This is a genomic window from Enterobacter sp. Taxon_2 (assembly GCF_058355295.1).
On sequence record NZ_CM178024.1, the window covers coordinates 2,484,034 to 2,509,979 of the forward strand.

The 25,946-nt window shown below is 57.1% G+C and carries 23 protein-coding genes; 5 read left to right on the plus strand and 18 right to left on the minus strand.

Annotated features, from left to right (window positions below):
* Nucleotides 1–2: 2 nt before the first annotated feature.
* On the plus strand, nucleotides 3–914 hold the full coding sequence (locus AC4IC4_RS11780) for a LysR family transcriptional regulator (RefSeq protein WP_491471161.1): 912 nt from the start codon (nucleotides 3–5) through the stop codon (nucleotides 912–914).
* On the opposite strand, the gene AC4IC4_RS11785 is transcribed toward AC4IC4_RS11780, so the two are convergent.
* A complete protein-coding gene (locus AC4IC4_RS11785) occupies nucleotides 905–1,789 on the minus strand; it encodes a LysR substrate-binding domain-containing protein (RefSeq protein ID WP_090416892.1) in 885 nt (294 codons plus the stop codon). The genes AC4IC4_RS11780 and AC4IC4_RS11785 overlap by 10 nt on opposite strands.
* A gap of 113 nt (nucleotides 1,790–1,902) precedes the next feature.
* On the opposite strand from AC4IC4_RS11785, the gene AC4IC4_RS11790 reads away from it, so the two are divergent.
* A complete protein-coding gene (locus AC4IC4_RS11790; protein ID WP_491471162.1) occupies nucleotides 1,903–3,390 on the plus strand; it encodes a UbiD family decarboxylase in 1,488 nt (495 codons plus the stop codon).
* A gap of 73 nt (nucleotides 3,391–3,463) precedes the next feature.
* Here AC4IC4_RS11790 and AC4IC4_RS11795 read toward each other — a convergent pair whose 3' ends face one another.
* The gene (locus AC4IC4_RS11795; protein WP_491471163.1) at nucleotides 3,464–4,798 is read right to left on the minus strand and encodes a J domain-containing protein; all 1,335 of its coding nucleotides are present in this window, start codon (nucleotides 4,796–4,798) and stop codon (nucleotides 3,464–3,466) included.
* Nucleotides 4,799–6,493, minus strand: a complete 1,695-nt coding sequence (locus AC4IC4_RS11800) for an Hsp70 family protein (protein WP_491471164.1) — start codon at nucleotides 6,491–6,493, stop codon at nucleotides 4,799–4,801. It lies immediately after the preceding gene.
* Between the two features lie 163 nt (nucleotides 6,494–6,656).
* Here AC4IC4_RS11800 and AC4IC4_RS11805 point away from each other — a divergent pair, with 163 nt between their 5' ends.
* The gene (locus tag AC4IC4_RS11805) at nucleotides 6,657–6,944 is read left to right on the plus strand and encodes a VF530 family protein (RefSeq protein ID WP_491471165.1); all 288 of its coding nucleotides are present in this window, start codon (nucleotides 6,657–6,659) and stop codon (nucleotides 6,942–6,944) included.
* 7 nt (nucleotides 6,945–6,951) lie between these two features.
* A complete protein-coding gene (locus AC4IC4_RS11810; protein WP_491471166.1) occupies nucleotides 6,952–8,244 on the plus strand; it encodes a glycoside hydrolase family 10-like protein in 1,293 nt (430 codons plus the stop codon).
* 38 nt (nucleotides 8,245–8,282) lie between these two features.
* On the opposite strand, the gene dsbG is transcribed toward AC4IC4_RS11810, so the two are convergent.
* The 7 genes from dsbG to AC4IC4_RS11845 all read right to left on the minus strand — a co-directional run bounded on the left by dsbG (nucleotide 8,283) and on the right by AC4IC4_RS11845 (nucleotide 13,615).
* A complete protein-coding gene (gene dsbG / locus AC4IC4_RS11815; RefSeq protein ID WP_032647330.1) occupies nucleotides 8,283–9,041 on the minus strand; it encodes a thiol:disulfide interchange protein DsbG in 759 nt (252 codons plus the stop codon).
* Nucleotides 9,042–9,082: 41 nt separating this feature from the next.
* Nucleotides 9,083–9,694, minus strand: a complete 612-nt coding sequence (locus tag AC4IC4_RS11820; RefSeq protein ID WP_491472819.1) for a DsbA family protein — start codon at nucleotides 9,692–9,694, stop codon at nucleotides 9,083–9,085.
* 7 nt (nucleotides 9,695–9,701) lie between these two features.
* Nucleotides 9,702–11,726 (minus strand): protein-disulfide reductase DsbD family protein, encoded by a 2,025-nt coding sequence (locus tag AC4IC4_RS11825; protein WP_491471167.1) that lies wholly within the window; start codon nucleotides 11,724–11,726, stop codon nucleotides 9,702–9,704.
* 48 nt (nucleotides 11,727–11,774) lie between these two features.
* Nucleotides 11,775–12,146, minus strand: a complete 372-nt coding sequence (locus tag AC4IC4_RS11830; RefSeq protein ID WP_407858574.1) for a hypothetical protein — start codon at nucleotides 12,144–12,146, stop codon at nucleotides 11,775–11,777.
* 87 nt (nucleotides 12,147–12,233) lie between these two features.
* Nucleotides 12,234–12,794, minus strand: a complete 561-nt coding sequence (locus AC4IC4_RS11835) for an RNA polymerase sigma factor (protein ID WP_491472820.1) — start codon at nucleotides 12,792–12,794, stop codon at nucleotides 12,234–12,236.
* Nucleotides 12,795–12,799: 5 nt separating this feature from the next.
* Nucleotides 12,800–13,219: a hypothetical protein gene (locus AC4IC4_RS11840; protein ID WP_491471168.1), complete on the minus strand. Its 420-nt coding sequence runs from the start codon at nucleotides 13,217–13,219 to the stop codon at nucleotides 12,800–12,802.
* 156 nt (nucleotides 13,220–13,375) lie between these two features.
* Complete coding sequence (locus AC4IC4_RS11845; RefSeq protein WP_491471169.1) at nucleotides 13,376–13,615, minus strand: hypothetical protein; 240 nt, start codon at nucleotides 13,613–13,615, stop codon at nucleotides 13,376–13,378.
* A gap of 166 nt (nucleotides 13,616–13,781) precedes the next feature.
* Here AC4IC4_RS11845 and AC4IC4_RS11850 point away from each other — a divergent pair, with 166 nt between their 5' ends.
* Complete coding sequence (locus AC4IC4_RS11850; RefSeq protein WP_491471170.1) at nucleotides 13,782–14,573, plus strand: hypothetical protein; 792 nt, start codon at nucleotides 13,782–13,784, stop codon at nucleotides 14,571–14,573.
* A gap of 379 nt (nucleotides 14,574–14,952) precedes the next feature.
* On the opposite strand, the gene AC4IC4_RS11855 is transcribed toward AC4IC4_RS11850, so the two are convergent.
* The 8 genes from AC4IC4_RS11855 to AC4IC4_RS11890 all read right to left on the minus strand — a co-directional run bounded on the left by AC4IC4_RS11855 (nucleotide 14,953) and on the right by AC4IC4_RS11890 (nucleotide 25,936).
* Entirely contained in the window at nucleotides 14,953–16,503 is a 1,551-nt protein-coding gene (locus AC4IC4_RS11855) for a methyl-accepting chemotaxis protein (RefSeq protein ID WP_048992346.1), read from the minus strand.
* Nucleotides 16,504–16,601: 98 nt separating this feature from the next.
* Nucleotides 16,602–17,609, minus strand: a complete 1,008-nt coding sequence (locus AC4IC4_RS11860) for a LacI family DNA-binding transcriptional regulator (RefSeq protein WP_048992344.1) — start codon at nucleotides 17,607–17,609, stop codon at nucleotides 16,602–16,604.
* Between the two features lie 28 nt (nucleotides 17,610–17,637).
* Complete coding sequence (locus AC4IC4_RS11865; RefSeq protein ID WP_491471171.1) at nucleotides 17,638–19,044, minus strand: sucrose-6-phosphate hydrolase; 1,407 nt, start codon at nucleotides 19,042–19,044, stop codon at nucleotides 17,638–17,640.
* Nucleotides 19,044–20,414, minus strand: a complete 1,371-nt coding sequence (locus tag AC4IC4_RS11870; RefSeq protein WP_024909534.1) for a sucrose-specific PTS transporter subunit IIBC — start codon at nucleotides 20,412–20,414, stop codon at nucleotides 19,044–19,046. Before AC4IC4_RS11870 ends, AC4IC4_RS11865 begins: the two co-directional genes overlap by 1 nt.
* Before the next feature lie 66 nt (nucleotides 20,415–20,480).
* Nucleotides 20,481–21,998 carry a carbohydrate porin gene (locus AC4IC4_RS11875; protein ID WP_491471172.1) on the minus strand — a complete coding sequence of 506 codons (1,518 nt, stop codon included), beginning with the start codon at nucleotides 21,996–21,998 and terminating at the stop codon, nucleotides 20,481–20,483.
* A 172-nt stretch (nucleotides 21,999–22,170) separates the two neighbouring features.
* Complete coding sequence (cscK, locus tag AC4IC4_RS11880; protein ID WP_491471173.1) at nucleotides 22,171–23,061, minus strand: fructokinase; 891 nt, start codon at nucleotides 23,059–23,061, stop codon at nucleotides 22,171–22,173.
* Between the two features lie 88 nt (nucleotides 23,062–23,149).
* Complete coding sequence (locus AC4IC4_RS11885) at nucleotides 23,150–24,361, minus strand: diguanylate phosphodiesterase (RefSeq protein WP_491471174.1); 1,212 nt, start codon at nucleotides 24,359–24,361, stop codon at nucleotides 23,150–23,152.
* A gap of 93 nt (nucleotides 24,362–24,454) precedes the next feature.
* Nucleotides 24,455–25,936, minus strand: a complete 1,482-nt coding sequence (locus AC4IC4_RS11890) for an alpha/beta hydrolase (RefSeq protein ID WP_491471175.1) — start codon at nucleotides 25,934–25,936, stop codon at nucleotides 24,455–24,457.
* Nucleotides 25,937–25,946: the final 10 nt, after the last annotated feature.

Below are 25,946 nucleotides of genomic sequence, written 5' to 3' on the forward strand. Positions count from 1 at the left end.
CGATGACGCGGATATCTGACATGGATATAGACCTGCTCCTGACGCTGGACGCCCTGCTTCAGGACAGGAACATCACCCATGCGGCCGCGCGGCTGGGCATCAGCCAGCCCGCGCTGTCTGCCCGTCTCGCGCGTCTGCGCTCGCTGTTTGGCGAACCGCTGTTCATTCCCTCCCCGCATGGACGCGGGGTATTACCCACGCCGCGAGCGGAAGCGCTCAAGCCGCAGGTGGCGAACGTACTGCGCGGCATCAGCGCGATGTTTGCCCCCACGGCATTTGATGCGCAAACCAGCAGCCGGACCTTTGTTATCGCGCTGCATGAGAACCCGGCGCTGATGCTCGGTACCGAACTACTTAACCAGGTGGGAACCGACGCCCCCGGCATCCGCCTGCGCTTCGCCCTGCCGGAGATGGCTGACCTGCCGCAGCAGCTGGAAAACGGGGATGTGGACATCTACATCGGCGTGAGCGCGGGCGCTCATGACGGCTGGGTGAGGCGCAAACTCCTCGACGACGCGTTTGCCACCGCCCAGCGTAAAGGCCATCCGCGCGGAACAGGTCCGTTAGATCTGGAAAGCTACTGCGCGCTTTCCCATCTGGTGGTGTCGTCGGCGGGAGATCCGTTTACCGGCTTTGTCGACCAAACCCTTGCCGGGCTGGGCTATCAGCGACACGTCGCCATGTCCACCCAGAGCTACGCCATGGCGCCACCGCTTGTTGCCGGTACCGACCTGATCTGTACCCTGCCGGAACGGATGCTGCGACAGTTCGCCAGCACGCTGGATATTTTCCCACCGCCGCTGCCGCTCCAGCCAATTACCATCAACATGTACTGGCACCCGAAAAACAGCCAGGATCCGGCAAATGCCTGGCTGCGTGAACAGCTGCTGCGGGCCGCCGGACGTCAGGTGTGATCGAGGGTAACCAGAAACTTTTTAAGCACTTCTGAGCGAATAATCCGGTGGCAAACCAGGGTGAGTTCGCTCTCCCGCAGCCGGTCGAGAATGTCCACGTAAACCACATTCTCGACGCTCACCGCCTTTGCCGACGCGGGCAACAGCGCCAGCCCAAACCCTGCCGAAACCAGGCTTATCACCGTAGGCACGTCGGTCGCGTTTTGCACTACGTCCGGCTGAAAGCCCGCCCCGCTGCAGGCGTCATAGAAATACTGTTCCAGCCCCATTCCCTCCGGGTCGCGCAGGGAGATCCATTTTTCGTCTTTCACCGACGAGAGCGTCAGTGCGGCGGACCCGGCCAGGGGATGCTGACGATATAGCGCCAGCACCGTTTTCTCCGAGGTAAACGGGCGACTTTGCAGATCGTCCGGCAGCGACGGCAGCGGCGCGCGGATAATGGCCACATCCAACTGGTTGCTCTGCACGGCGGCGTAGAGCGTCTGCACGTTTCCCGTCATCAGCGACATGGTAATGGCGGGCCAGCGGCTGTGCATCTGGCGCAGCGCGGCGGGCAGCCTGCCGTCGAACATCGCGCTCGACACGCATCCGAGGTTTAACACCCCCTGCTCGCCCCTTGCCGTTTGCCTGGCGTCCAGCACCGCCTGCTCGGTTAACGAGATGGCAAGCCTGGCTTTTACCAGGAATGCTTCGCCCGCGGGCGTCAGGGTTAAGCGGCGATTCGCCCGGCTGAAAAGCGTGACGCCTAAACGTTCTTCCAGGGCCTTTATCTGCTGGCTCAGCGCCGGTTGCGCCATGTTCAGACGCTCGGCGGCCCGGTGCATGTGGAGCTCTTCGGCCACGACGATGAAGTGGCGCATCTGACGAAACTGCACGAGACGCCTCCTTATATTGATATGAATTTACTTATCAAATTAACAGTAATGATGCAATTGATGCTATTGGCCATTGCCATAAAAATGGAGGTATTCAACCAAGGGAGAAAAATATGGAAAACAAGATTAACGATCTCCGCAGCGCCATCGCCTTACTGCAGCGCCACGAAGGGCAGTATCTTGAAACCGATCGTCCGGTCGATCCCAACGCGGAACTGGCGGGCGTCTATCGCCATATCGGCGCAGGCGGCACGGTCAAACGCCCAACCCGCACGGGCCCGGCCATGATGTTCAACAGCATTAAGGGCTATCCGCACTCCCGCATTCTGGTGGGCATGCACGCCAGCCGCGAGCGCGCGGCGCTTCTGTTAGGCTGCGAGCCCTCTGAACTGGCAAAACACGTCGGCCAGGCGGTGAAAAAGCCGGTTGCGCCGGTTGTCGTTCCGGCCACACAGGCCCCCTGTCAGGAGCAGGTCTTCTACGCTGACGATCCTGACTTCGATCTGCGCAAGCTGCTTCCGGCTCCGACCAACACGCCGATTGATGCTGGCCCGTTCTTCTGTCTGGGGCTGGTGCTGGCAAGCGATCCGGAAGACAGCTCGCTGACGGATGTCACCATTCACCGCCTCTGCGTGCAGGAGCGCGACGAGCTTTCCATGTTCCTTGCCGCCGGGCGCCACATCGAAGTGTTCCGCAAAAAAGCGGAGGATGCCGGAAAACCGCTGCCGGTGACGATCAACATGGGACTCGATCCCGCCATCTATATCGGCGCGTGCTTTGAGGCCCCCACCACGCCGTTTGGCTACAACGAACTGGGCGTCGCCGGGGCGCTGCGTCAGCAGCCGGTCGAGCTGGTGCAGGGCGTGGCGGTCAAAGAGAAAGCCATCGCGCGGGCGGAGATCATCATCGAGGGCGAACTGCTTCCGGGCGTGCGCGTGAGAGAGGATCAGCATACCAACACCGGCCACGCGATGCCGGAGTTCCCGGGCTACTGCGGCGAGGCGAATCCCTCCCTGCCGGTGATCAAAGTGAAAGCCGTGACCATGCGAAACCACGCCATCCTGCAAACGCTGGTGGGGCCGGGGGAAGAACATACCACGCTGGCCGGATTGCCGACCGAGGCCAGCATCCGTAATGCCGTTGAAGAGGCAATTCCCGGATTCCTGCAAAACGTCTATGCCCATACTGCGGGCGGCGGTAAGTTCCTCGGGATACTGCAGGTGAAAAAACGCCAGCCGTCAGACGAAGGACGCCAGGGCCAGGCGGCGCTTATCGCCCTGGCCACTTACTCGGAGCTGAAAAACATTATTCTTGTCGACGAAGACGTAGATATTTTCGACAGCGACGACATCCTGTGGGCAATGACGACGCGCATGCAGGGTGATGTGAGCATCACCAATATTCCGGGGATCCGCGGCCACCAGCTGGATCCGTCCCAGTCGCCGGATTACAGCACCTCGATTCGCGGCAACGGCATTTCCTGCAAGACGATCTTCGACTGCACGGTGCCGTGGGCGCTGAAGGACCGCTTCGAGCGCGCGCCGTTTATGGAGGTGGATCCGCGTCCGTGGGCGCCGGAGCTGTTTGCTAATAAGAAATAAGCATCAGACAAACATAAAAAGGTCACCCGGCTTAAGCCCGAGTGACCTTTATTATGAGAGCGTCATACCTGGTTCATCTCTCACTAAACTGATTAATCAGCGCCGCCATAACTGCAGCGCAAATAAAGTAATGAATGAAAAGCCAGAGTAAGCCATACCATGCGAAATTCATCACCTCCAGGATCCGCCATGGACTGGCAAAGAGCCTGCTCATGATAATTCCCGGCAAGCGTATCGCCGGTACCTTCTGGTCTGGCCATACTGCCCATACAGCTATCGCCGACAGCAGCAAAAAGATCGCCGTCACCAGGAGCTGTGGCCCCAGACCGGGTGTAGTAATGGCCGAAAGCGCAGCAAAATAGAGTCCGCCAAAGAACCACTGAATAATGATGAGTGAAAACAGGAACTCAATGCCCAAAAAAGCACTGAGCAATCTGGGCCTGGAATGAGCACCTATCAGCACCATATCGCTGAAATAAAGGTAGAAAAAAAGTGTGGCTATCGTAATGGTGCTGACCAGGCTAATGCCCCCTGTGGAGGGTAAAATAGCGCTGAAAAGAAAGCCCCAGAATGCGAATAAGAAAAGACCCGCCGAGGTGATGCCTAAACGGGGTTTCTGCAGAAACTGCTGAATGGCGGGATTCAGCCTGGCGAGCGTTTCGGGGAAAAAGTGCAGTAGGTATCGATATCGTGCTGCCATTGCCTCAATAAGACCCGGCACTAATCTTATCCAAAATGGGACCTTCTGACGTTCACTTTTGAGCAACTTAATAGCCAGCCTCTCCCGCCATGATCCATGCTTCCCTTCCGCCTCCATTTTCTGCCAGACACGGAGGATTTCAGTCTGGCGTATCTGATGATTGATGGCGTGCTGAACGTCAAGCGGGATGACATGGCTAAAGTCGTAATCATTTATCCGCCAGTCCAGCGTTTCCGCCACGATATCAAGTTGCGCTTCAGTTAATCCATCCTGTTCAGCCAGTGCAGCGGCAAGACGTTGACTGAAAATTCGTTGTTGTTCAAGACTTCCTCGCCCGTTAATGCGGGCGGAGAGACGCTTGAGATAAGCAATACCTGTTATCTCTTCGTTGACGAGCTTATAAGCCAGAGCCGATATTTCCTGTTCCGTGTATAACGCTTCACGCTCTGGTAAAACAACGGCCACGCGTTCGTCAGTTTCTTCCAGACGATCAACCATGGCTGCCGGTTCATCGACAAAAACAGGTTGCGGCCCCTTCTCTTTGCCTTGCTGTGCTAACCGTTTTGCATCATCAAATGCTTCCCGCAGCCGTTGGTAACCCGTGGGGTCGGTATCAGGGCGATTCTTTTTTAACTGGCGGGCATAGGCTCGCCGAATTTCCGATTCATCCTCTGTAGGGGCAATATCAAGAATTTGCCAGATACTCATCTACCTGACCCCTTCGTAGTGATTGAGAAAAAGTTCAACCTCACGTGTGCAACGTTCAATCCGCTGCGGCTCCTGACTCTCAAGAGCCCACTCAAATTCTGTTGTAAGCCGGTCAATGCAGACACGCTCGTCCCCAAGAAGCCGTTCATACAGACGTGAACTGCGAGCCAACAGCGCGACGTTCTCCTTACGATCGCGAGGATGGATTTTGAGTGCAGCGAGCTTTTGCAGGCTCTCGGCAATGTGTTCATCGCTCATCTGCCCTGGCACTTTCTCAATAATCAGCCTTGAGATGGCGGGGTTTCCCTGGCACTGGCATTCAACTTCCAGCAAACCATCGAGGGTATAGGTAAAGCGGACATCCAGAGAGACCTCTCCCGCCGGGGCTGGAGGAACATCAATACTCATTTCACCCAGAAAAATATTATCGCGAACTTTGCGCGCCTCCCCCTGGTAAATCTTCAGTAAGACAGTGCGTTGATTATCTTCAACGGTATTGACTGTCTCCATCTTACTCACGGGTAGAAAGGTATTACGTTCGATGAGTGGCAGGAAATAACCCGTCTCAAGACGGTCCAAACTCCGTCGGGCAACTTCAACCCCCAGAGAAAAAGGCATCACGTCCGTGAGAATAATATCCTCAACGGCTACATCAGACATGACCATTCCCGCCTGAACGCCCGCGCCAAGCGCTACGGCTTCATCTGGATGAAGATCGTGACGTGGGAAACGGCCGAAAAGACGTGCGACCGTCTGGCGTACGAGTGGCATACGGGTAGCCCCTCCTACCAGCAGGATGTGGTCCAGATCGTGTACTGAGAATCGCGCATCATGGAGGGCCTGCTGAACAGGAGCCTGAAGCCGGTTTAAAATCGGTTTGCAGCACTGAGCAAATTGCTCTTCATTCATTAACCAATGCCACTCAGTATCATTCCAGAATAGCGTTGCCTGTGCCTCAGCATACTGACTAAGCGTCAGTTTCATGCTTTCTGCTTTTGCCAGCAGCTCGGCTCTCACCGTATCGGGAGCAGCGTTGAGAGCAGGATATTGTTGCAACATCCAGTGCAGAATAGCCTCAGAGAAATCATCTCCACCTAACCGTACATCACCGCTGCTGGCACGGACTTCCACCACGTTCTCAAACATATCGATAATGGAAACATCAAATGTCCCGCCGCCAAGATCGAACGTAAGGTATTTTTGTTCGCGGTTTTCCAGTAATCCAAACGCAAGAGATGCAGCTGTAGGTTCGTTTAACAGGCGGATTGCGTTCAGTCCTGCTAATCGCGCAGCATTTTTTACTGCCCGGCGTTGTACATCATTAAAGTAAGCCGGAACGGTAATGATCGCTTCGGATACGGCCTGACCAAGCCAGACTTCAGCATCGTCTTTGAGTTGGCGAAGCAGCAGAGCGGATAACTCCTCCGCACGAAATTGCCGCTGTCCAAGCGGAAGCTGGACGTCTGTCCCCATAAAACGTTTAAAGCTCGCATGCGTGAGATGGGGGTGAGTTTGTAAACGATCCCGGGCGGAACGACCTATCAGAATATTACCGTCATCGTCAAGCCCCACGACGGAAGGTGTCAGGACCTCACCAAATTTATTCGTAACCAGCACTGGCCGCCCCTCAAGCCATACACTGACCGCGCTGTTCGTTGTGCCGAGATCGATTCCCAGCACCTGATTATGCGTCATCGGTATACCCGTTTTTTATTGTTAGTCTATTGATTATACAGACAGTTAGAAGGAGCTAATGCCCAAAAAAGGGGGATCTCGATGTTATTGCCGCTTCCCCTGCTTTCTTGTACCCTTTCAGCGTTTACCCCAATCCCCTAAAAATCGAGACATCCGGACGCCTATGACTGCACATATTTCCAAAGATCCTTTGCATGGCGTAACGCTGGAGATGATGGTCAACGCCCTGGTGGCGAAATATGGCTGGAGCGAGTTGGGCGACCGCATCAAAATTAACTGTTTCAGAAAAGACCCCAGCATTAAATCGAGCCTGAAATTTCTGCGCCGCACCCCGTGGGCGCGTGCGGAAGTGGAAGCCCTGTATCTGGACTCCCTCAACGATGAGGGAAATACAGAGCAGGCGGCACCCGCCTTTAATCCCTGGGCCAACAGTCGGATTATCAAGAGCTAATACGCAAATGACGCGACACGTAAAACGGATCGGTGCGCTGGCTGCCTGCGCGCTTTTACTTGTGAGTTGCTCCTCAAAACCACCGAAATCGCTGGTTACCCCTCTCCCCACCGTCAGCAAACCGACGCCGCAGGCAAACGAGCCGATGCGCGGCATCTGGCTGGCGACCGTCTCACGTCTCGATTGGCCCCCGGTGGCCTCGGTGAATGGCCGCAGCGCGGACCAGCGCATCGCGATGCAAAAGCAGGCGCTGATCGCAAAGCTCGACAACCTTAAGCACCTCGGCATCAACACGGTGTTTTTCCAGGTGAAGCCGGACAGCACGGCTCTCTGGTCATCAAAGATTCTCCCGTGGTCGGATATGCTGACGGGCAACATCGGGGAGTATCCGGGATACGACCCGCTGCAGTTTATGCTCGATGAAGCGCACAAGCGCGGCATGAAGGTCCATGCCTGGTTCAACCCCTATCGCGTGTCGACCAACACGAAGCCGACCACCATCGCCGCGCTAAACCGGACCGCCTATCAGACCCCGTCCAGCGTCTATGTTCAGCATCCGGAGTGGGTGCGCATCTCAGGCGACCGCTTTGTGCTTGACCCGGGCATTCCCGAGGTGCGGGACTGGATAACCAAAGTGGTGACCGAAGTGGTGGCGAACTACCCGGTAGATGGCGTGCAGTTTGATGATTACTTCTATGCCGAATCGCCGGGCTCCGCGCTGAATGATTCGCAGACCTGGCGGCAGTACGGCCAGGGATTTGCCTCAAAAGCCGACTGGCGAAGGCACAACACGCAGCAGCTGATCGTCCAGGTCTCCCGCGCGATCAAGCAGACAAAGCCCGACGTTGAGTTTGGCGTCAGCCCGGCGGGGGTATGGCGTAACCGCTCCTTTGACCCGGCAGGCTCCGACACACGCGGCGCCGCGGCCTATGATGAATCCTTCGCCGATACGCGTCAGTGGGTGCAGCAGGGCCTGCTGGACTACATCGCGCCGCAGATTTACTGGCCCTTCTCCCGGGATGCCGCGCGCTACGACGTGCTGACCAAATGGTGGGCCGACGTCGTGAAGCCGACCCATACTCGCCTGTATATTGGCATTGCGTTCTATAAAGTGGGCGAGCCGTCGAGAAACGAGCCGGACTGGACGGTTCAGGGCGGCGTGCCGGAGCTGAAAAAGCAGCTCGACCTCAACGATTCGCTGCCCAACGTCAACGGCACCATCCTGTTCCGGGAAGATTACCTGAACCAGCCGCAGACCCAGCAGGCGGTAAACTACCTCCGTGGACGCTGGGGTAGCTAAGTGATTACCAGGCAGAAACGCCCGTTTCTGCCTGTTTTTTACGGCTTCGGCCCGAACATCGCCTCGAGCTGCTGAGCATCCGGCATTCCCACCACCTGCTGCAGCTCATTTTCCGCATTCAGATAGTAAATGGCCGGCGTGGCGTTAGCGCCCAGGCTGTCCATCAGTGCCTGATGTTTCTGTAGGATCTCAACCGTTTCGCGAGAAGCGTCCCCTTCAGGCTTGGGCAGTTTTTTGCCGCCGGAGAGCTCGTATTCGCGCCAGGCCGCAACCGGATCTTTCGCATTCAGAATCGCTGAGGCGTTACGCCCGCTGTTGGGGTTGAGGAACGCCACCAGCAGCGTATTGAGCTGAACCTTACCGGCCTTGACCCACGGCTGCGCTTCGGCCCAGAACTGCTTGCAGTACGGGCAGAACGGATCGGCAAAGACAAAGACTTTACGCGGGGCGTTATCCGCCCCTTCCTTCAGGGGATGCGCCGCGTTGAGGTTCTTCCACATTTCGCGTCCCATTGGGGCGTAGATCTCTTTCTGGAAATAGCCTTCGCTAAGGTTCTTCCCTTTGTCATCATAAAGATATCCCGAGATCACGTGCTTGCCGTCCGGCGTGAGAAAGAGCGTCACGCCCATATCCTGATACTGCCCAAGCCAGGCTGGCGCCCCGCCAGGCGCATCCAGCTTCTTGATGATTTTGATATTCTGCTGCTCGCTGAAGTGCTTCACCACATCCGGTATGGCTTCAGCCGCCTGTACCAGCCCTGACGTCGCCAGCGCCGAAAGTAACAGTAATTTTTTCATTTCCCTCTCCGGTTTGTCGGGGGCATTTCGCCCCCTTCAGGTTAGCGGTTTTTCAGTGCGTCACTGACCATTTCGTCGAACTGTTCGTACGGCACCCAGCCGGGCAGCAGCCCCTCGCCGATAAGCGTGGCAGGCGTGCCCTGGATCCCCATTTTTTCCGCCACAATGAGGCTGCGCCTGATCGTCAGCAAACTCTCCTCGTCCGGCGTCGTCACGCTCACGCCCGCCCGCCTCTGCGCCTCCTGAATGCTGGCGTCATCGTGGTACCCCTTTTTCGCCATCAGGGCATGGTTCAGCTTCATAAACTGCCCGGGATCTTTTCGCCAGAGCGTTAAGGCGTCTCGCGCGGCGGTCAGCGAACTTTCCGAGCGGAAAGGTAAAAACTTAAAGACCACCGCCACGTCCGGGTGTTTTTCGACAATCTTCTCCAGGTACGGATCGAATTTTTTACAGTACGGGCAGTTGTAGTCGGTAAACACCACCAGGGTGAGCTTTGGGTTTTTCGCGCCGATGCGCGGGGAGTTCGGATCGTTAAACAGGAAGTCAGCGATCATCTTCTGCGCACGCTGCTCCTGGTCCGCCGTCAGCGGCTGGGCAGCAAACACCTGAAGCGGGGCCAGCAGGAGCAGCAGCGTAATAAAGAGTTTTTTCATCATACCGTTAGCCTTTTGCATTGTTCAGAGTGGTGACCAGGGTGCGCTTGTCCAGCAGCGGCGAGAGGATTTCCCCTTCAGACAGGCCGGGGCCATACACCGCGTTAAACGGAATGGCGTAACGGTTTCGCTTCGCCAGAAAATCCGCGATAAACGCGGACGGCTGGCTCCAGTCTCCGCGCAGGGCCACCACGTCCGGCTGGCGCAGCGCGGCAATAACGTCCGGCTGACTGAGTACGCGGTGCTCGTTCACCTTACACGTCACGCACCAGTCCGCCGAGATATCTACAAACACCCGTTTCCCCTGCGCCAGCGCCTGCTCAATGGCCTCTTCACTGAGCGGCTGCCACGGGATGGTTTGCGCAACGTTTTGTGCCGGTGCGTCAGGCGGCGCGTTAAGCAGACCGCGCAGCTGATACCCGCCGAACGCCGACAGCGCGATGACCACCAGCCAGAACAAGGGTGAGGATTTTTGCCCCTTCAGCGCGAACAGCACCAGCGCTGCGGCAGTCAGCGCCAGCATCACGATCTGGCTGACCGCCTCGCCCAGATGCACGCTCAACAGCGTCGCCAGCCAGAGGCTTGAGACCAGCATCATCAGACCCAGGATGACCTTGAGCGTGTTCATCCAGCGGCCGGGTTTCGGCAGCAGCATCGCCGTTTTCGGTACCAGGGCAACGAACAGCCACGGCAGGCTCATGCCCACGCCGAGCATCAGGAAGATGAGCCACAGGGCGTTCAGCGGCGCACCAAGGGCAAAGGCAACCGCCGTACCGAGGAACGGCGCGGAGCACGGCGTCGCCAGCAGCGTGGCGAACATTCCTTCGCAGAAGCTGCCGCCGATCCCCGCTCCCCCTGCCGTCGCCAGCCGTCCTGCGGCAGAAGAAGGCAGCAGCATTTCAAACGTCCCAAACAGATTCAGCGCAAACAGGAAGGTCACGGTGACCATCAGGCCGATAAACCACGGGTTCTGGAACTGAATGCCCCACCCCAGCGACGCCCCGGCCAGCTTCAGCGCGGTGACCATCCCGGCCAGCAGCATAAAGGAGGTGAGGATCCCGGCGCTGGTGGCCAGAAAGCGTAGCCTGATGGCGCGGCTGTCCGATCCCGCCAGCAGGATGCTGTTAAGCTTCATGCCCATCACCGGCAGCACGCAGGGCATCAGGTTCAGGATCAGCCCGCCCAGCAGCGCAAAGAGCACCATTTTTCCCGTGCTGTCCGGTACGGAGGTCTCTTCGGGCGCGGTCCCAACGGTCATGGTGGTTTGCTGCGCCCGTTCGCCGTTGGTCAGCACAAACGACAGCCTTTTGCCTGCCAGCGAGGCGGGTTTATCGCCCCACTCGTCGGTCACGGGTACCGTCACCCGAAGGGTATTGCCGTCGTGTTTAATGACCGGCTCGCCGGGCAGAATGTCACCCTCCAGCGGGTCAAAGTAGATCCCCGGATTGTCCCATTCCCCGTCCGTGGTGCCGGTAATCACCAGCTTGTCGCCTGAAAGCCACGCGGAAAGATCCGACGACACGCCTGATGGGCCCGGCACGGCGCGCATCGCCTGCTCGAACTCGCTACGGAAGCCCTCGTCCACCGACTGGGTAAAATCGAGATGCAGCGGGTAGTCCGTCAGCAGGCAGACGTTGCTGCAGGTAGAAAGCGTCAGCGTCCCGTCGAGCGCGTCGCCCGTCACCCCGTCGAGCGTCATCGGGATCGTCACCTTATCGTGATAGCCCTGCGTGGTCATGCCGGAGATATCAAAGCGCGACGGCACCGGCCATGACCAGCTGTCCGTTACGCCTTCCGGCCAGCTGATTTTCGGCGCCACGCCGCCCTCGCCCGGCGATCGCCAGTAGGTTTTCCAGCCGGGCTTTAGCTCAACGGTGAGCAGGCCTTTAACGTGCGTTTGTTCCCTCTCCGCCTGAAAGCGGATGCGGGCGTGATCGTTTTGTGGGGAAACCAGCCAGCCGGTGTCTGCCGCATGGACAATGCCGATGCAGGACAGCCACAGGAAGACGAATCCCCTGAAGAGGTTAACCATGTTGTACTCCGTGAACAGTGAAAAATTATCGTGTGGTGACGATGTTTTTCATTCACGGAAAACGCAGTTTTTAAGGTGTATTCGGGGAGGAGGTGCCTGAACGGGCTGTTCCGCAGGAGCCAATGCCCGCCCTTGCGTCAACAGCTGCAGCAGCGCGAAGAAGATAACAATGGCCGGCAGCGCGCCGTCGAAGAACAGCGGCTGCGCGCAAAGCAGCGAGTGTGCGCCCAGCTGACACGGCGACGGGCCGGGTTGTTCAGTGCTGCTGGTTTGAGCCGGGGCATCTGCACTCAGTGAAATCTGCGGATCCAGTCCCTGTAAAAAATGGTTGAGCATCACCGCACGCTGCACGAGGCAAAGCGCCATCGCGAGACAGGTGATAATCAAAAGCCATTTTCCGAGGAGCTGACGGTTGCGCATAACATTCCAGAGTGACAAGACGACCCGATCATAAACGATAGTGATGAATCTACAAGTGCCGGAAGTGTAAGGTTTTGTCTGCCGCCGCTATTCGCCCGTCAGCGCGTCATAGACGTCCCGCAGCCGCGTGCGCAGAAACAGCACCGCCTTGTGCTTGCGGGATAACAGCGCCTGTTCGCTGGCGCCGGTCTCCTCTGCCAGCACCTTAATGCTGTAGCCGTGGAGTTCGGTCTTTTCAAACGCCTCCCGCTGCGGCGGAGGAAGTTCAGACAGCGCCTGCCCCAGTTCTTCCCACAGCAGCGTCTTGAGGTACTCCTCCTCCGGCGTGTGCGGTACGCCGAACAGGGTTTCGGCCAGCTCGTCTTCCGGGAAACCGTCGTCCTCTTCGCCCGTAAAATAGCCGGAGAGCGACACCTCGCGCTTTTTACGCGCCCGGTCGGTCATCTCGTTACGCGCCGCGCGGAACAGCCAGGCGGCGACGTTTTCGACCGGCTGCTCCACTTTCATCAGCTGATACGTCACTTCCTGCAAAATGTCGTCGGCATCATCGCGAACGGACGTCCGTCCGCGAATGAAGGCTTTCAGCCGGGCGCGACAGGCGTTGAGCGCCGACATCAGCATGGATCCGCCTGCCTCCCCGGCTTTCATCTCGCTCACTCTGCGTCCGGCGCTTTTGGCGTGGCGTCTTCGCGCTTATCGTCACGATGACCATGCCAGCCGCAGTGGCCGCGTCCGTGGCGACCAAACCCTTCGCGACGCTGCTGAATAAACGCCTCGCGCTGTTCTGGCGTCATATTCATCCAGCGCTCGTGCATCCGGCGGTGCGCGCCAAACATCCCCGGGCGGAAACCTAACCCGCCGAACAGAATGCGGCTCAGCACCAGAATGCCCAGTGCCTGCCAGAATCCGATGGCCTTCACGCCGAGGATGGCCGGGAGCAAGGCGTTCCACAGGGTCATCACCAGCAGGCCGAGCACGATGAAAATCACCGCGCCGATGACTAACCCCTTGCCCATACGGTGGCGACCAAATCCGCGCCCGTGACCTCTGCCGTGCATATCAAAATCTCTCATGGTGTTTACCTCGTTTACAGTAACTGATTATGGCGTGTGATGAGGTAGACGGATGAGGGAGGGAAATATTGCTGGGGTGAATAAAATTTTTTGTGCTGTCGGATTTGGACTCATAGCTGTTAGAGCTGGCGGGCGCTATGAGTCTCCTTCAGGCCATCATTTTTTGCGAAAGATTCGCTTAACGAATGCGATGGCGATGACAGCCAGTATGATCGACACCAGTGCGAGGAAGATGAGCAAGGATAAGAGTGGACTTACCAAGCCACCTAAACTGGTGAAGTCGCTGATACGCCCAAGCTGCTCGGGCGTGCATATACGCAGAATGATCTCAGGAATAATAAGCAAAAATATAATGACGGTCAGGACATAAATCAAAGCACTCTTGCGCTTTCCCATTTTCGATGTTGCCCCTCTATCAAACATGATCAATGATAATAAGGTAATGATACTGCAAGATTATATAAAATAGCACAAAACTCATAAATCACATCCTATTCGAGGTATTAAAGTTTTACTAAAAACTGCCGATTTATGAGTTACCACTTAATTTTGAGGCTCCAAAATGCTCTCTGATATTTTTAAAGACAAAGATTTTATTATCTATTTTATATATGGCGCTATATTTATATTAATTGTAAATAGAGCGTACGGAATGTCTAATTTACTAAGATTTGTCTTTCGCTACCTGGCAATTGGCTACTCAGATGTAAGAATGAAAGAACTTGATGATAAATGGTTTGATGTCCAACTATTCAAAATCACAAATGGAATTAACACCACCAACCTAAGCGACGCGCGACTAATACAAAGAGGGTTAAATGAGGGGGTGTTAAAGCCATCATGGTTTTTATTTACCAGTTCATGGGGAGACATCACCATAAAAATGTCGAAAAAGAAATTAATCTTATCCTCTTTAATGGGGTTGGTTATATTTTGCATGGGAAATTATGCATGGATTGAGCAAACCAAGATTGTAGATGGATTCGTCAAAATCGACTACAAGGAATTTAGTTATTACCTTTCTAAAGAAAAGCTGATCATAACATCACTCAACAGATCCATTGATAACGCCACCGTTCACAGTAAAGAGGATTGCAAGAGTATCCCGAACTCAATCGCTAAGGACTCAATGTTCTCTATAGCATGCACGAAGCTACTTGATGATAGATTGTCGTATATATGGTGGCTTGAAAAAGAAATCCAGTCTGTAAATAGTAGAAAAAACATGCTAAAACTTATATCTTACATTTATTGTATCACTAGCGTTCTGTGGGGGTTTTCATTATACCAATTCAATCGTGCCAGCACTCATGTCGTAAATTATAAGTTATCAATGCAAAATCAGACCTCATAGAGAGAAGTGAAAGACCACCTTCGAACACTTTTATAGAAGGTGGCTTTCGATAATGCCCCTGTGAAAGGTGTTATTACTGAAAGCCTACCCATTTTAGCTCCATATATTTTACAGCTATATTGCTTTGTGTTGCTTATTTAGAATGTAATTTCAGACAGAGCAAATTACAAACATATTCCGGAAAAATAGATTAATAAAAAGACCTGCCGAACACTAAAAATGTTCACTACATGTGCGAATAGCTACCTCGATCCATAGCAAATCAAAAAAACATGTTAGTAATTACAAATGTAAAAAATCACCGCCGAAAACTGTCAGAATTATAGAATTGTGGTGGAAGTAGTAAACGACGAGGCCCTCTCAGGGGCCTCGCTTCAAATCAAGCCTGCACCGGCAAACTAAAACTCGAAATACTCCGCGAAAGTTGCTGAGCCTGCTCTTCCAGCGAGGCCGCTGCCGCGGCGGACTGCTGCACCAGCGCGGCGTTCTGCTGCGTCACGCCGTCCATCTCGGTCACCGCCTGCCCGACCTGGCTGATCCCGCGGCTCTGCTCTTCGGAGGCGACGGAGATCTGCTCCATCAGCGTATTCACTTTATTCACTGACGAAATGATCGAGTCAATCACCTCGCCCGAGCGGCTCACCAGCTCCGCACCGTTTTTCACGCTGGAGACCGACTGCGCGATCAGGCTTTCGATGTCCTTGGCCGCCACTGCGCTTTTCTGCGCCAGGGTGCGCACTTCACTGGCCACGACCGCAAAGCCGCGGCCCTGCGTGCCGGCGCGCGCCGCTTCAACCGCCGCGTTCAGCGCCAGGATGTTGGTCTGGAAGGCGATGCTGTTAATCACGCTGGTAATGTCTTCAATGCGCTTCGAGTTCGCTGCGATGGTATTCATCGTGTCGATCACTTCACGGGTCACCGCTTCACCGGTGTGGGCATTTTTCACAGCGTCCTGCACCAGCTTCCCGGCCTGATACACGTTATCGGTATTGTTCGCCACCGTCGCGCTCAGCTCTTCCATGCTGGCCGCCGTCTGGGTTAACGCCGAAGCCTGCTGCTCGGTGCGTGACGCCAGGTCGATATTACCGGAGGCAATCTCCTGGGCTGCGTGCGTTACGGTATGGCTCGCATCGCGCACCTGGGCGATGGTCGCCAGCAGCGCCTGACGCATCTGCTCCATCGAGCCCATCAGATGGTCGATTTCGTTGCCTGTACTCCCCTTCACCGGCACCGGAATGTCCAGCTTGCCTGCCGCAATCTGGCTGCAGTGCTCGCGCGCCAGGTTGACCGGCGCAAAAACAAAGCGCTTCATCAGCAGGCTGACGGCGACAATCACCACCACAAACAGGCTGGCGATAGCGGCAATGATCGCCAGACCAGAGACGAAGTTACTGCTCGCATCTTCGTTCAGGCTTTTGGCGTATTTCTGGTGGACGGAAAGGACCTGGTCGAGAACGATCTCGTACTGGCGGTCGAGGCGGGAGACTTCCGGGATCAGCGCGTTAAATTTGGCGACATCGTGCGCCTCGGCGGCATCGATCAGCGGCGCCAGCCCCTGATTGCGGTAGTTTTGCCAGGCGTCCTGATAGGCAGTGACCAGCGACGCTTCATCGCTCAGGCGCGGCGACGCCATAAAGGCTGCAAAGGCGTGGTCCGCTTTGGTCAGCGCCTCTTTCACGGCGGTAAGCTTTGCAGCGCCGTCCGCCGCGTTGCCCGCTTCCACCATCTTCACATATTCCATCACCCGAACGCGCAGTGTACGGCTATGGTTGATCGGGTCAATAATGGACAGCACAACCTGGATCTCTTTATTGACGTTATCCAGCGAATTATTACTTTTAATGATGAGGCCAACGCTGGTGACGGTGCTGACAACAAAGAAGAAAAGCAGCGAGAACAGGACAATCAGGGATGACTTTTTCAACGACATAAACCAATACCTCAAGGAGAATTATTCCTTATGGTTATCGGCGCTTCCAAAACTTAAATTAATTAAAGTTATTGATGTATCGGTCCGGGCTATATTGCTCACTTATAGCGCCGCTGCAGGGTGGCAGACAGCTTGCGTTGCAACGGTTCCGGGGTCTCTCCCTCGATCAATTTGCTAATCAAATCAAAGCAGTGCCACGCCAGCTGGCGGTTGTCCTGGCGAATGGTATCCACCGGGATCGTCAGCGAATCGTAGAGGTAGTGATCGTCAAAACTGGCTAACCTGATATCGCTTTGCAGCAGGTTATGTTGGCCCATATAGCGCAGCACCCCTTCCAGCAGCCCGCAGGCGGCGGCGAAGAGCGCTTTCGGCGGACGACCCAGACGGGCGCAGAGTTCAGCAAACATCTCGTATCCGGAGCTCGGGTGATAGTTGCCGTGAATGATCCACTCGGGGCGCAGCTCCACACCGGCCTCACGCAGCCCTTGCTTAAACCCTTCCAGGCGGTCGCGCGTGGGCGACAGGCGGGGCTGGCCGCCGAGAAAGTAGAACTCATCAGGATGCTGGCGCGCAATGTCCGCCACCAGTTCGGTCGTCGGGGTGATGGAATCGGTGATCACCAGCGGCAGCGCGCTGTCGTTGATGTGGCGGTCAAACAGGACAACGGGCAGCTGCTCGCTCAGCTTGTGGTAGTCCGCATCGTTAAGCATGCTGGAGGCCACAATCAGCCCGTCCACCTGACGCGCCACCATGTTGTTCACCACCACCGTCTCCTGCCCCGGGTTTTCATCGCTGCAGGAGATCAGCAGCTGAACGCCCGCCTCGCGGCACAGCGTTTCCAGCTCATGAGAAAAAACGGCAAAACCGTAGTTGGTGATCTCCGGGACCACCAGACCAATGGTGTGGCTGCGGTTATCCCGCAGCGACCGGGCATGAATGCTGGGCTGATAGTGGTGCTCTTTTGCAATCGCCAGCACGCGCTCGCGCGTCTCTTCCGCCACGCGAAGCTCTTTGCTGCGCCCGTTCAGGACCAGGCTGGCGGTGGCTTTTGACACACCCGCCAGCTCCGCGATGTCTTTAATGGTGACGCGTTTTGTTTTTCTCACAACGACTTAGATCCGGCTGCCAAAACCCTCATTCTATCATGCAGGCGCGCAGCGACCAGTAGCGTAATGTGATATCGGACGCACCTTCGAATCGCACCCGGGCCGGTTGGTCAGGAAAATAGCGGCTGCTCATCACCCCTTCACCGTGATTGATGAAAATTTCGACGCTGGAACGGTCGCACAGAACGTGTAAATGACGGACGTCGCCCTGCCAGTAGCGGGTCAGCGTTTCACCGGTTTTCAGGCTCGCGCGTTCCAGGCGTATACCCTGCTCATCGAGCGTGAGACGCAGCGCACCGCCAAAATCGACATTCACATGCGATGCGCCCAGCTCAAACTCCAGGCGCGTCGCGTCCAGGTCCGGCGCGTCGCTGGCGTGCCCCTGCCAGCACTGCTCATCTTCACGCAGCGCCGTCAGCTCGCGCGCCGGGGTCTGCCAGAGCCTGCCGTCGCGATAGTGTAGTTCGCGCGGGCAGGTCATCTGGTGCATCCAGCCGTGCGCCCGGGTGGGCTGAAGCATCTCTTCCCCGTCCGGTACGCCCATCCAGCCGATCAGAATGCGGCGTCCATCTTCCGCCAGCGTCGTTTGCGGCGCGTAAAACTCAAACCCCGCGTCCAGCTCGTGCAGATCGCCGTGATCGAATGCGGCGCTGGCATAGTCAAACGCCCCGCTCATCCAGGTGGCCGGATAGGTGTTGAGGTAGCGATGCGGCTCGCGCGCCAGCCCCTGCGGGCAGCAGATCAGGACATGTGTCCCGTCGAGGGCAAACAGGTCCGGACACTCCCACATATACCCCGCATCCGTCAGGCCGTTAACCCCGTGACCGGCGATCTCCCCGCAGGACGTCCAGGCGTGCAAATCGGCTGATTTAAATAGCAGCACCTTGCCGCGCTTCTGCACATCCTGCGCGCCGAGCACCATGCACCACTCCCCGTCGTGCTGCCACACCTTCGGGTCGCGCACGTGGCCGGTGTAGCCTTCCGGCAGCGCCAGCACCGGCCCCAGCTTCCTGAAGGTCCCGTCCGGCTGCTCCACGGCCAGGCACTGCCAGGCGGTGCGGCTGCCGTCATCGAACTTGACGTTTCCGGTGTAGCACAGGGTCAGAACACCCTGGTTATCCACGGCGCTACCGGAGTAGCAGCCGTTGCGGTCATACGCTTCGTCGGGCATCAGCGCCAGGGGCTCATGCCGCCAGTGCACCAGGTCCGCAGAGCTCCAGTGCCCCCAGCACTTAAAGCGATGCTCGCAGTCCAGCGGGTTCCACTGATAGAACAGGTGATAGCGGCCGGCAAACCAGATAAACCCGTTCGGGTCGTTCATCAGCCCCGTCACCGGCGCGGGGTGCCACTGCGGATAGTGGCTATCCGCCAGCGCCCGTGGCTGACCTTTCATAACGGCCTGCAGGATCGCAGGCCAGCGGGAAGGCAACGTCATTATTCAGAGTCCGTTTTATATTTCAGCAGCAGTGAGACGGTAAACGCCACGCCGAAGGCAATCACCATGCCGATAATATAGTTCAGCAGCGAGCTGGCCTGCACGATGGCCATGCCCGGAATGGCGGTCAGCCCGACAGCGGTCATGTACACATGCACGGAGACCACCCAGGCCCCGCCCACCGCGCCGCCAATCAACGCGGCGATAAACGGCTTAACGAAGCGCAGGTTGATACCAAAAATGGCCGCTTCGGTGATGCCCAGCATCGCAGAAAACGCCGACGGTAAGGTAATGGCTTTGATTTTGGCATCTTTGGTTTTGAACCACACCGCCAGACAGGCGCCGCCCTGCGCCACGTTCGCCATGGCCCAGATCGGCAGCAGGAAGTTAACGCCAATCGACGGGTTACCCAGCAGTCCGGCTTCAATCGCGTGGAAACTGTGGTGAATACCGGTGATCACAATCACCGAGTAAAGCCCGCCGAACAGCAGCCCGGCCAGCCAGCCAGCGTGGGCGATCAGCGTGCTCAGAACGAAGGAGATGCCATCCCCTAAGGCGCGCCCCGCCGGACCGATAATCAGCAAGGCGATAAATCCGGAGATAACGACGGTGAGGAACGGCGTCAGGATCAGGTCTAACGCATCCGGGATCGCGCGGCGCAGGTTTTTCTCCACGATGCTCATAAACCAGACGGCCAGCAACACCGGGAATACCGTACCCTGATAGCCAATCATCGCGATCTCAAGGCCGAAGAAGTTCATGGTGTGGAAACCAGAGGCCACGCCCCAGGCGTTGGTCAGCGCCGGGTGGGTCAGAATCCCGCCCAGCGTCGCGCCGAGGTACGGGTTACCGCCAAATTCGCGCGCGGCGGTAAAGCCAATCAGAATAGGCAGAATGATAAACGCCGCCGAGCTGCACATGTCCAGCATGATGTAGATGGCGTTATCCGCATTGACCCAGCCGTAGGTTTTCACCATGCCGAGCAGGCCCATCAGCAGACCGGACGCCACAATCGCGGGAATGATCGGCACAAAGATGTTGGAGAGCAGACGGGCAATGCGCTGGAACGGGTTGAGCTTGCGCGCCGCCAGGTCCGCGGCTTCCGATTTGCTGGATTCGCTGATCCCCGCCGCCTGAATAAACGCGGCGTACACCTTGTTAACCACGCCCGTGCCAAAAATCACCTGCATCTGCCCGGCGTTACGGAAGCAGCCTTTCACGCCGTCGACCTTGCCGATAGCCTGCTGATCCGCCAGCGCGTCATCGACCAGTACCAGACGAAGACGCGTTGCGCAGTGCGCCGCGCTGGCGATATTTTCCTTGCCACCGAGCAGTGGAATAAGCTCGCGGGCGATTTGATTAAAATCCATAGATACCTCTGCCTGACTTCTTTTTATGATGTGCGAAACGCTCCCGCCAGGCGGGAGCGTGATGGGTTAAAACCAGGTTTCCATCTGGACCCCAAAGTTCCATTCCCCGCCGGCGTTGAAGCCGCTGCTGCCAAAGGCATCATCGCTGGCGTAATGATCCAGTTTGCTGCTCCAGTCCATCCAGGTGGCAAACAGGCGCAGCTCCGGACGGCTGAAGAAATCGCCGATTTTGCTCGCTTTTAACGTTGGCGCAAAGGTCAGCTTGTAGAAACTGCCGTTCACAGCGTTGCGGTCCTTATAACCTTCCGGATTTAAATCCATGTACTGATAGCTTCCCTCAAACGCCAGCGCGAAGTTCTGCGTCACCTCTTTAATCAGGCGAGTGTTGAGCGTTACCCACTCATAGCTATCGCCCTTGACGTAGCGATCTTTACTGCTCTGTGCCAGTACGGCTGGCGCAACGCTCCAGCCACCGCCGATCGGCGTGACACCGTAACTTGCGAAGCGCCAGGTATCCGCCTCAGACAGCAGTGCGCCGTCGGAGCCGATGCTTTTCACCTCCGCACCCAGCCCATGTCCATAAAGCAGCGCCGTTTTGGCGGTCCCTTCACGCAGGCCGTAGAAGCTGTCATTATGCAAACCCACCAGGGCATGAACGCCGGTATTGGCGGCATCCGTTTTGATGAGATCGCCATTGGTATCTTTACGGTCGTCGTTATCTTTCGCCCGCAGGCCGCTCACCATCAGCTGGAACGGGCCGGCGAAGTGGTTCATGCTGAGGATATAGTTCTGAACGTTGTTGTCGGTCTGCTCCACGCTGCCGAAGTTGCGGCCATAAATGGAGAAGTTGCTGCGCAGCGAATCGCTCCATTTCACGTCATAGACGCCGCCGCCGGTACCGGCGAGGAACACCACGTCGGAATCCAGCCAGTGAATGTCAAAGTTGTCGCGGTCAAAGCGTTTACCCGCCCAGAAGGTGCTGCCCTTCAGCGCGCCGGTAAAATCAGGCAGGTTGCCCAGCTCCGCGAAAGCCTGGCGAATATTGAGATCGCTGGTATCGGCTGACCAGTCGTTATAGGTTCTCTGACCGTCGGCCAGCATCGCTTTAAAGCGTGTGGTCGCCCCGTTGTCCAGGGTTTGCTTGTGCTCCAGATTCAGCTCCACGTAGGTATCGGCTTCGTTACCCAGACGCCCTACCGCACCGCCGGTTTCACCGGCCGGGGTCAGATAAGGACCGCTTTTGCTGCTGGAAGCCGCATCGTTCATCAGCAGGCCAGAACGAGCATAGCCGTGGAACTCAAACCCGCCGGTCTGATCCGCCTTCTTCTCCAGCGCGGTGGTGCGCTGCGCCACCTCCTGGGTCGTCGTTTGCGCCTGCTGCTGGGCGGCAACCAACTGCTGCGTTTTTTGTTCTGCATCGGTGGCGCGCTTCTCAGCCACCTGCGCACGCGTTTCCGCCGCCTGGAGGCGCTGCTCCATTGCGGCAAGACGCGCTTCGATACTTGTCATATCCGTTTGGGCAAAAACAGAGGTACTTCCGGCCAGCATGCCTATCATCACGGCAAGTCTGCGTTTTTTATACATTTTGTCGCATCCCTAAAAGAAGTCATTAAACGTGCTAAATTGCTAAACCGGTTTAGGTTGCTGATACTAAACCTCTGGATTTTGGATCGGCAATCTTTTTTGCTAAACCGATTTAGTAAGTGTGATCGAGGCGACAATTCAGGCCGCCGGATGGCGGCCAGGAGAGGAGAAATTACAGGTCGTGCTGCCAGGGCAACGCGGTCATCGCCCCTTTGGCCGTGGTGGCCAGCGCGCCGCAGCGCTGGGCGAGCGCGATAACCGGAGGCAGTGCCTGACCGTCGGCCAGGCCGTAGAGTAGCCCCGCGACGAAGGCGTCGCCCGCGCCGGTTGTATCGACACACTGAACGGGGGTGGCCGGATAATGTTTCACAGTGCCCTCATGCCAGGCGATCACCCCCTCTTTACCCTGGGTGACCAGCACCAGACGCGCCGGGCAGCGCGCCATCAGCGTGTCCAGACCGACGTTTACCTGCACATCTCCGGTTAAAAACGCCAGCTCTTCGACAGAGAGTTTCACCACGTCTGCGCTCTGCAGGGCCTGCTCCAGGCAGCGACGCAGTTCGTTCTCATCCGGCCAGAGGTCCGGGCGAATATTGGGGTCGAAACTGACGTAACCGCCCGCCTCCCGGATGGCGGCCATCGCCTGAAAGGTCGCAGAACGGCCCGGCTCGGCGCTTAAGGCGATGGAGCAGACGTGCAGCCACTCCCCGGCGCTGAACGTCGGCAGATCGGCAGATTCCAGAAACAGATCGGCGCTCGGGCGCACCATAAAGGTAAACGAGCGTTCGCCGTGGTCATCCAGATCGACCACCACCGTTGAGGTGCGGTGCGCCGGGTCAAGGCGCATATACTTCACGTCGACCCGCTCGTCGGCTAATGTCTTAGACATAAAACGCCCAAAAGGATCGTCGCCAACCCTGCCGATAAAGGCGCTCTGGCCGCCCAGCCGGGCAATGCCGACCGCGACGTTTGCCGGTGCGCCGCCGGGACACTGCAGTAATCTGCCTTCTCCATCGGGCAGCAAATCCACTACCGCATCGCCAAGTACCCAGATTTTTTTCATGTAACCCTCTCAGCTAAACTATGTTAAACCGTTTTAGCTATTTAAGCACAGGCTGGACAAAGGGGAAATAACGGGAGGGAAAATTGACTTAACGCACCAGGTGCGGCCAGTGAATATCACCGACGCCATTAATCTGCGGACGGGCAAACAGAAAGCCCTGGAAGCGGCGGATCCCGGCAGATTCGAGCCAGCACCACTCTTCTATTTTCTCGATGCCTTCGGCTACCAGGGTAATTTCAAGATCGGAGCAACAGCTGACGATGGAGCGCACGATCGCCTGCTTCGGGCCGCTGAGGTGGATATTGCTGACAATCTCCCGGTCGATCTTAATTTTATCCGGCTGGAACCGGGTCAGCAGCGAGAGCCCCGCATATCCGGAGCCAAAATCATCGATCGCCAGACCCACGCCCTCACCGCGAAGCTGCTTGATGGCGCTGTTAAACTGGTTAAACCCGGAGATCATCTCGTTTTCCGTGACTTCAATGACCACCTGCTCCGGCTGAAGCCCATGTTGTTTAATCTGATCGACCAGAAATTTCACTGCTCCGGGGACATTCACCAGCGACATGGGCAGCAGGTTTACCGCGATTTTATGGCTGCCAATGCCCAGCTTTTCCGCCAGCGCAAAGGCATACGCTTTCGTCTGGAGATCAACTTCGTAGATGTTGTCCGGGTCGACAGTGCTGAAGAAATGCTCCGGACTGCCGCCGTCGTTGCCGCGGATAAGGGCTTCAAGGGAGCTGATCTTCCCTTCCGAGGGCTCGACAATAGGCTGCAGCGCAAACTGGCAGGTTTGTCCGGTAAACAGGCCCAGATGTTCGCCAAAGGGTAACGCCTCGGGTGAAAGCGTCCATTTTTCAGGGGTGTAACGCGCGCCCGACGGGGCCGGACGTTTGCCCATGATAAACGTCTGAATAAATTTGAACACCCGATCGTCGGAGGTCAGATAGCTATCCAGCTTGCTGTAATGCAGGACCGACTGCAGCACCTCTTTCGGCGACTGCGTTTGCAGATCGAACAGCAGCATCCCGACGTTTTCGAATCGTCTGCGCGGGCCATAATCCCGCATCAGTTCAACCACTCCACTGTGCCGCTTGTCCTCACGGATGGTGTGGAACAGTTTGACCACACTCTCTTCCGACCCTTCGAGGATTTGCAGAACGTCATTCCCTTTTGCCAGGAGGACACCGGTGATATCCAGTTTTGTGTTGCGGCCCGTGGCGCGATCCACCAGCTCCCGCAGTTCGGTGGACGGGCGGGATAAATTCAACTGGCTTCGGTAAATCAAAGTCGTCAGCACAAAAATGGGTTCCGATGAGAGAGAGGTGCCTTGAAGCTATTATTTAACATACTTAATCAATGCGACCTAACATATTCACGCCACAAGAGAACGTTACTTTTTCGCGTCCCCGATCCGGCTGTTAATTCTTTCCTGCATGTAGTCGTAGAACGGGTTCGAGGTGACCCGCATCAACGCCTCTTTTCCAACGCTCAATACGGATGTTTCGCCCCAGAGCGCAATCGTCCCCAGGCTGATGCCATAGCGGTTTTTCACCCCAGGCTCGCGACCATAGAGATCGTCATCCGGCGGGAAAGGCACGGCAACGTGCGACAGGGAATAGACATCCTGCGGCCAGGCCTGCGCAAGCGGCACGACCGTCTCGCGGGTGCTGCCTGCCGGAGTTGTTTTCGCTACCGCCGAGAAACTGTGCTCGTCCGCATTGGTGATAACCGTGACACCGTAACGTCTCTGCGCAACCGGCAGCAGCGCCGTGGTGGCCGTCCATGATGACGGTTTAAAGAGCGGACGGAAGCTCGCCGCCTGGTTGATATCGAACATCACCAGCTCGCTGCCGTTTGCCGGAAGCTGGTCAAACAGGCCGCTGACCACCGCGCGAGTGCTGACCGTAGAATCCATCACCGACTGGAACGCCAGAACCGGCGGGAACTGCGCCAGCCGTTGCTCCCGCGCCGCGCGGCCAATTTGCTCCTGCAGAGCCTTCGTCAGCAGCCACGACTGGCGGGCGGCGTTCACCGGGAAAGAGTTGTATTTATACGGATTATATTCCGGGGAGATATTCAGCCAGGCCGCTTTGGCAAATGCCGGCAGCAGCGCCGGTAGCCCGGCGAAACCGGCAAAGCGCGCAAAGGCCGTCACGCCGATCATAGGCGAGAGCAGGATCACCTGCTGCGGTTTGCGCAGCGCAGGCGCGTCCAGCGCATCGAGGGCATATTTCATCGCCAGCGCCCCGCCGTTAGAGTAGCCCACCAGATGCAGAGGTACAGCCTCACCCGCCAGGCGCGTGGCTTCCCGTACGGCAAGGCGCGTGGCCGCCAGCCACATTTCCCAGTCAACGTCCGTCAGCGCGCCGGGCGCGGTGCCGTGTCCGGGAAGACGCGGGACTACGGCCACAAAGCCATGCTGCTGATAGTTCACGGCAAGGCGCCTGACGCTGTATGGCGAATCCGTCAACCCGTGCAGCAGCACCACCGCGCCGAGGGGCTTGCCGGCTGGCATCAGCACAAAGGAGCGGTTGGCATCGGGGGCAAACTGACCGGGCCACACCAGGCTATGACGGTAATAGCGGTTTAACGGGGTTTGTTCCTCGCCCGCTGTTTTCGCCGTCACCGCGTTATCCAGATCGGTGAAAATCGCCTTTTCCCGCGCGAGGTACCCGGCAAAGTCGGCGTTATCCAGCTCGCGCACGGACATCTCATCGGCCCGCCAGGTATGCCAGAGATGCAGTTCCGGCCCCTGCTGCGAGAGATACACCCGCACCGCCAGCAGAACGACCAGAACGATCCCCACGACCATTCCTGTTTTCTTTGCAAGCGCGATCAGGCGCACGCTGACTCGCCAGGGCAAATTCGCCATGAGGGATCCT

Bases quoted from the DNA above. Each gene is read 5' to 3' on its own strand.
- AC4IC4_RS11810 (WP_491471166.1), top strand. From the start codon at position 6,952: ATGACGCGACACGTAAAACGGATCGGTGCGCTGGCTGCCTGCGCGCTT.
- AC4IC4_RS11795 (WP_491471163.1), bottom strand. From the start codon at position 4,798: ATGAGTATCTGGCAAATTCTTGATATTGCCCCTACAGAGGATGAATCG.
- AC4IC4_RS11845 (WP_491471169.1), bottom strand. From the start codon at position 13,615: ATGGGAAAGCGCAAGAGTGCTTTGATTTATGTCCTGACCGTCATTATA.
- AC4IC4_RS11800 (WP_491471164.1), bottom strand. From the start codon at position 6,493: ATGACGCATAATCAGGTGCTGGGAATCGATCTCGGCACAACGAACAGC.
- AC4IC4_RS11790 (WP_491471162.1), top strand. From the start codon at position 1,903: ATGGAAAACAAGATTAACGATCTCCGCAGCGCCATCGCCTTACTGCAG.
- AC4IC4_RS11890 (WP_491471175.1), bottom strand. From the start codon at position 25,936: ATGGCGAATTTGCCCTGGCGAGTCAGCGTGCGCCTGATCGCGCTTGCA.
- AC4IC4_RS11870 (WP_024909534.1), bottom strand. From the start codon at position 20,414: ATGGATTTTAATCAAATCGCCCGCGAGCTTATTCCACTGCTCGGTGGC.
- AC4IC4_RS11865 (WP_491471171.1), bottom strand. From the start codon at position 19,044: ATGACGTTGCCTTCCCGCTGGCCTGCGATCCTGCAGGCCGTTATGAAA.
- AC4IC4_RS11855 (WP_048992346.1), bottom strand. From the start codon at position 16,503: ATGTCGTTGAAAAAGTCATCCCTGATTGTCCTGTTCTCGCTGCTTTTC.
- AC4IC4_RS11840 (WP_491471168.1), bottom strand. From the start codon at position 13,219: ATGAGAGATTTTGATATGCACGGCAGAGGTCACGGGCGCGGATTTGGT.
- AC4IC4_RS11830 (WP_407858574.1), bottom strand. From the start codon at position 12,146: ATGCGCAACCGTCAGCTCCTCGGAAAATGGCTTTTGATTATCACCTGT.
- AC4IC4_RS11780 (WP_491471161.1), top strand. From the start codon at position 3: ATGACGCGGATATCTGACATGGATATAGACCTGCTCCTGACGCTGGAC.
- cscK (WP_491471173.1), bottom strand. From the start codon at position 23,061: ATGAAAAAAATCTGGGTACTTGGCGATGCGGTAGTGGATTTGCTGCCC.
- AC4IC4_RS11805 (WP_491471165.1), top strand. From the start codon at position 6,657: ATGACTGCACATATTTCCAAAGATCCTTTGCATGGCGTAACGCTGGAG.
- AC4IC4_RS11820 (WP_491472819.1), bottom strand. From the start codon at position 9,694: ATGAAAAAACTCTTTATTACGCTGCTGCTCCTGCTGGCCCCGCTTCAG.
- AC4IC4_RS11850 (WP_491471170.1), top strand. From the start codon at position 13,782: ATGCTCTCTGATATTTTTAAAGACAAAGATTTTATTATCTATTTTATA.
- dsbG (WP_032647330.1), bottom strand. From the start codon at position 9,041: ATGAAAAAATTACTGTTACTTTCGGCGCTGGCGACGTCAGGGCTGGTA.
- AC4IC4_RS11875 (WP_491471172.1), bottom strand. From the start codon at position 21,998: ATGTATAAAAAACGCAGACTTGCCGTGATGATAGGCATGCTGGCCGGA.
- AC4IC4_RS11825 (WP_491471167.1), bottom strand. From the start codon at position 11,726: ATGGTTAACCTCTTCAGGGGATTCGTCTTCCTGTGGCTGTCCTGCATC.
- AC4IC4_RS11835 (WP_491472820.1), bottom strand. From the start codon at position 12,794: ATGAAAGCCGGGGAGGCAGGCGGATCCATGCTGATGTCGGCGCTCAAC.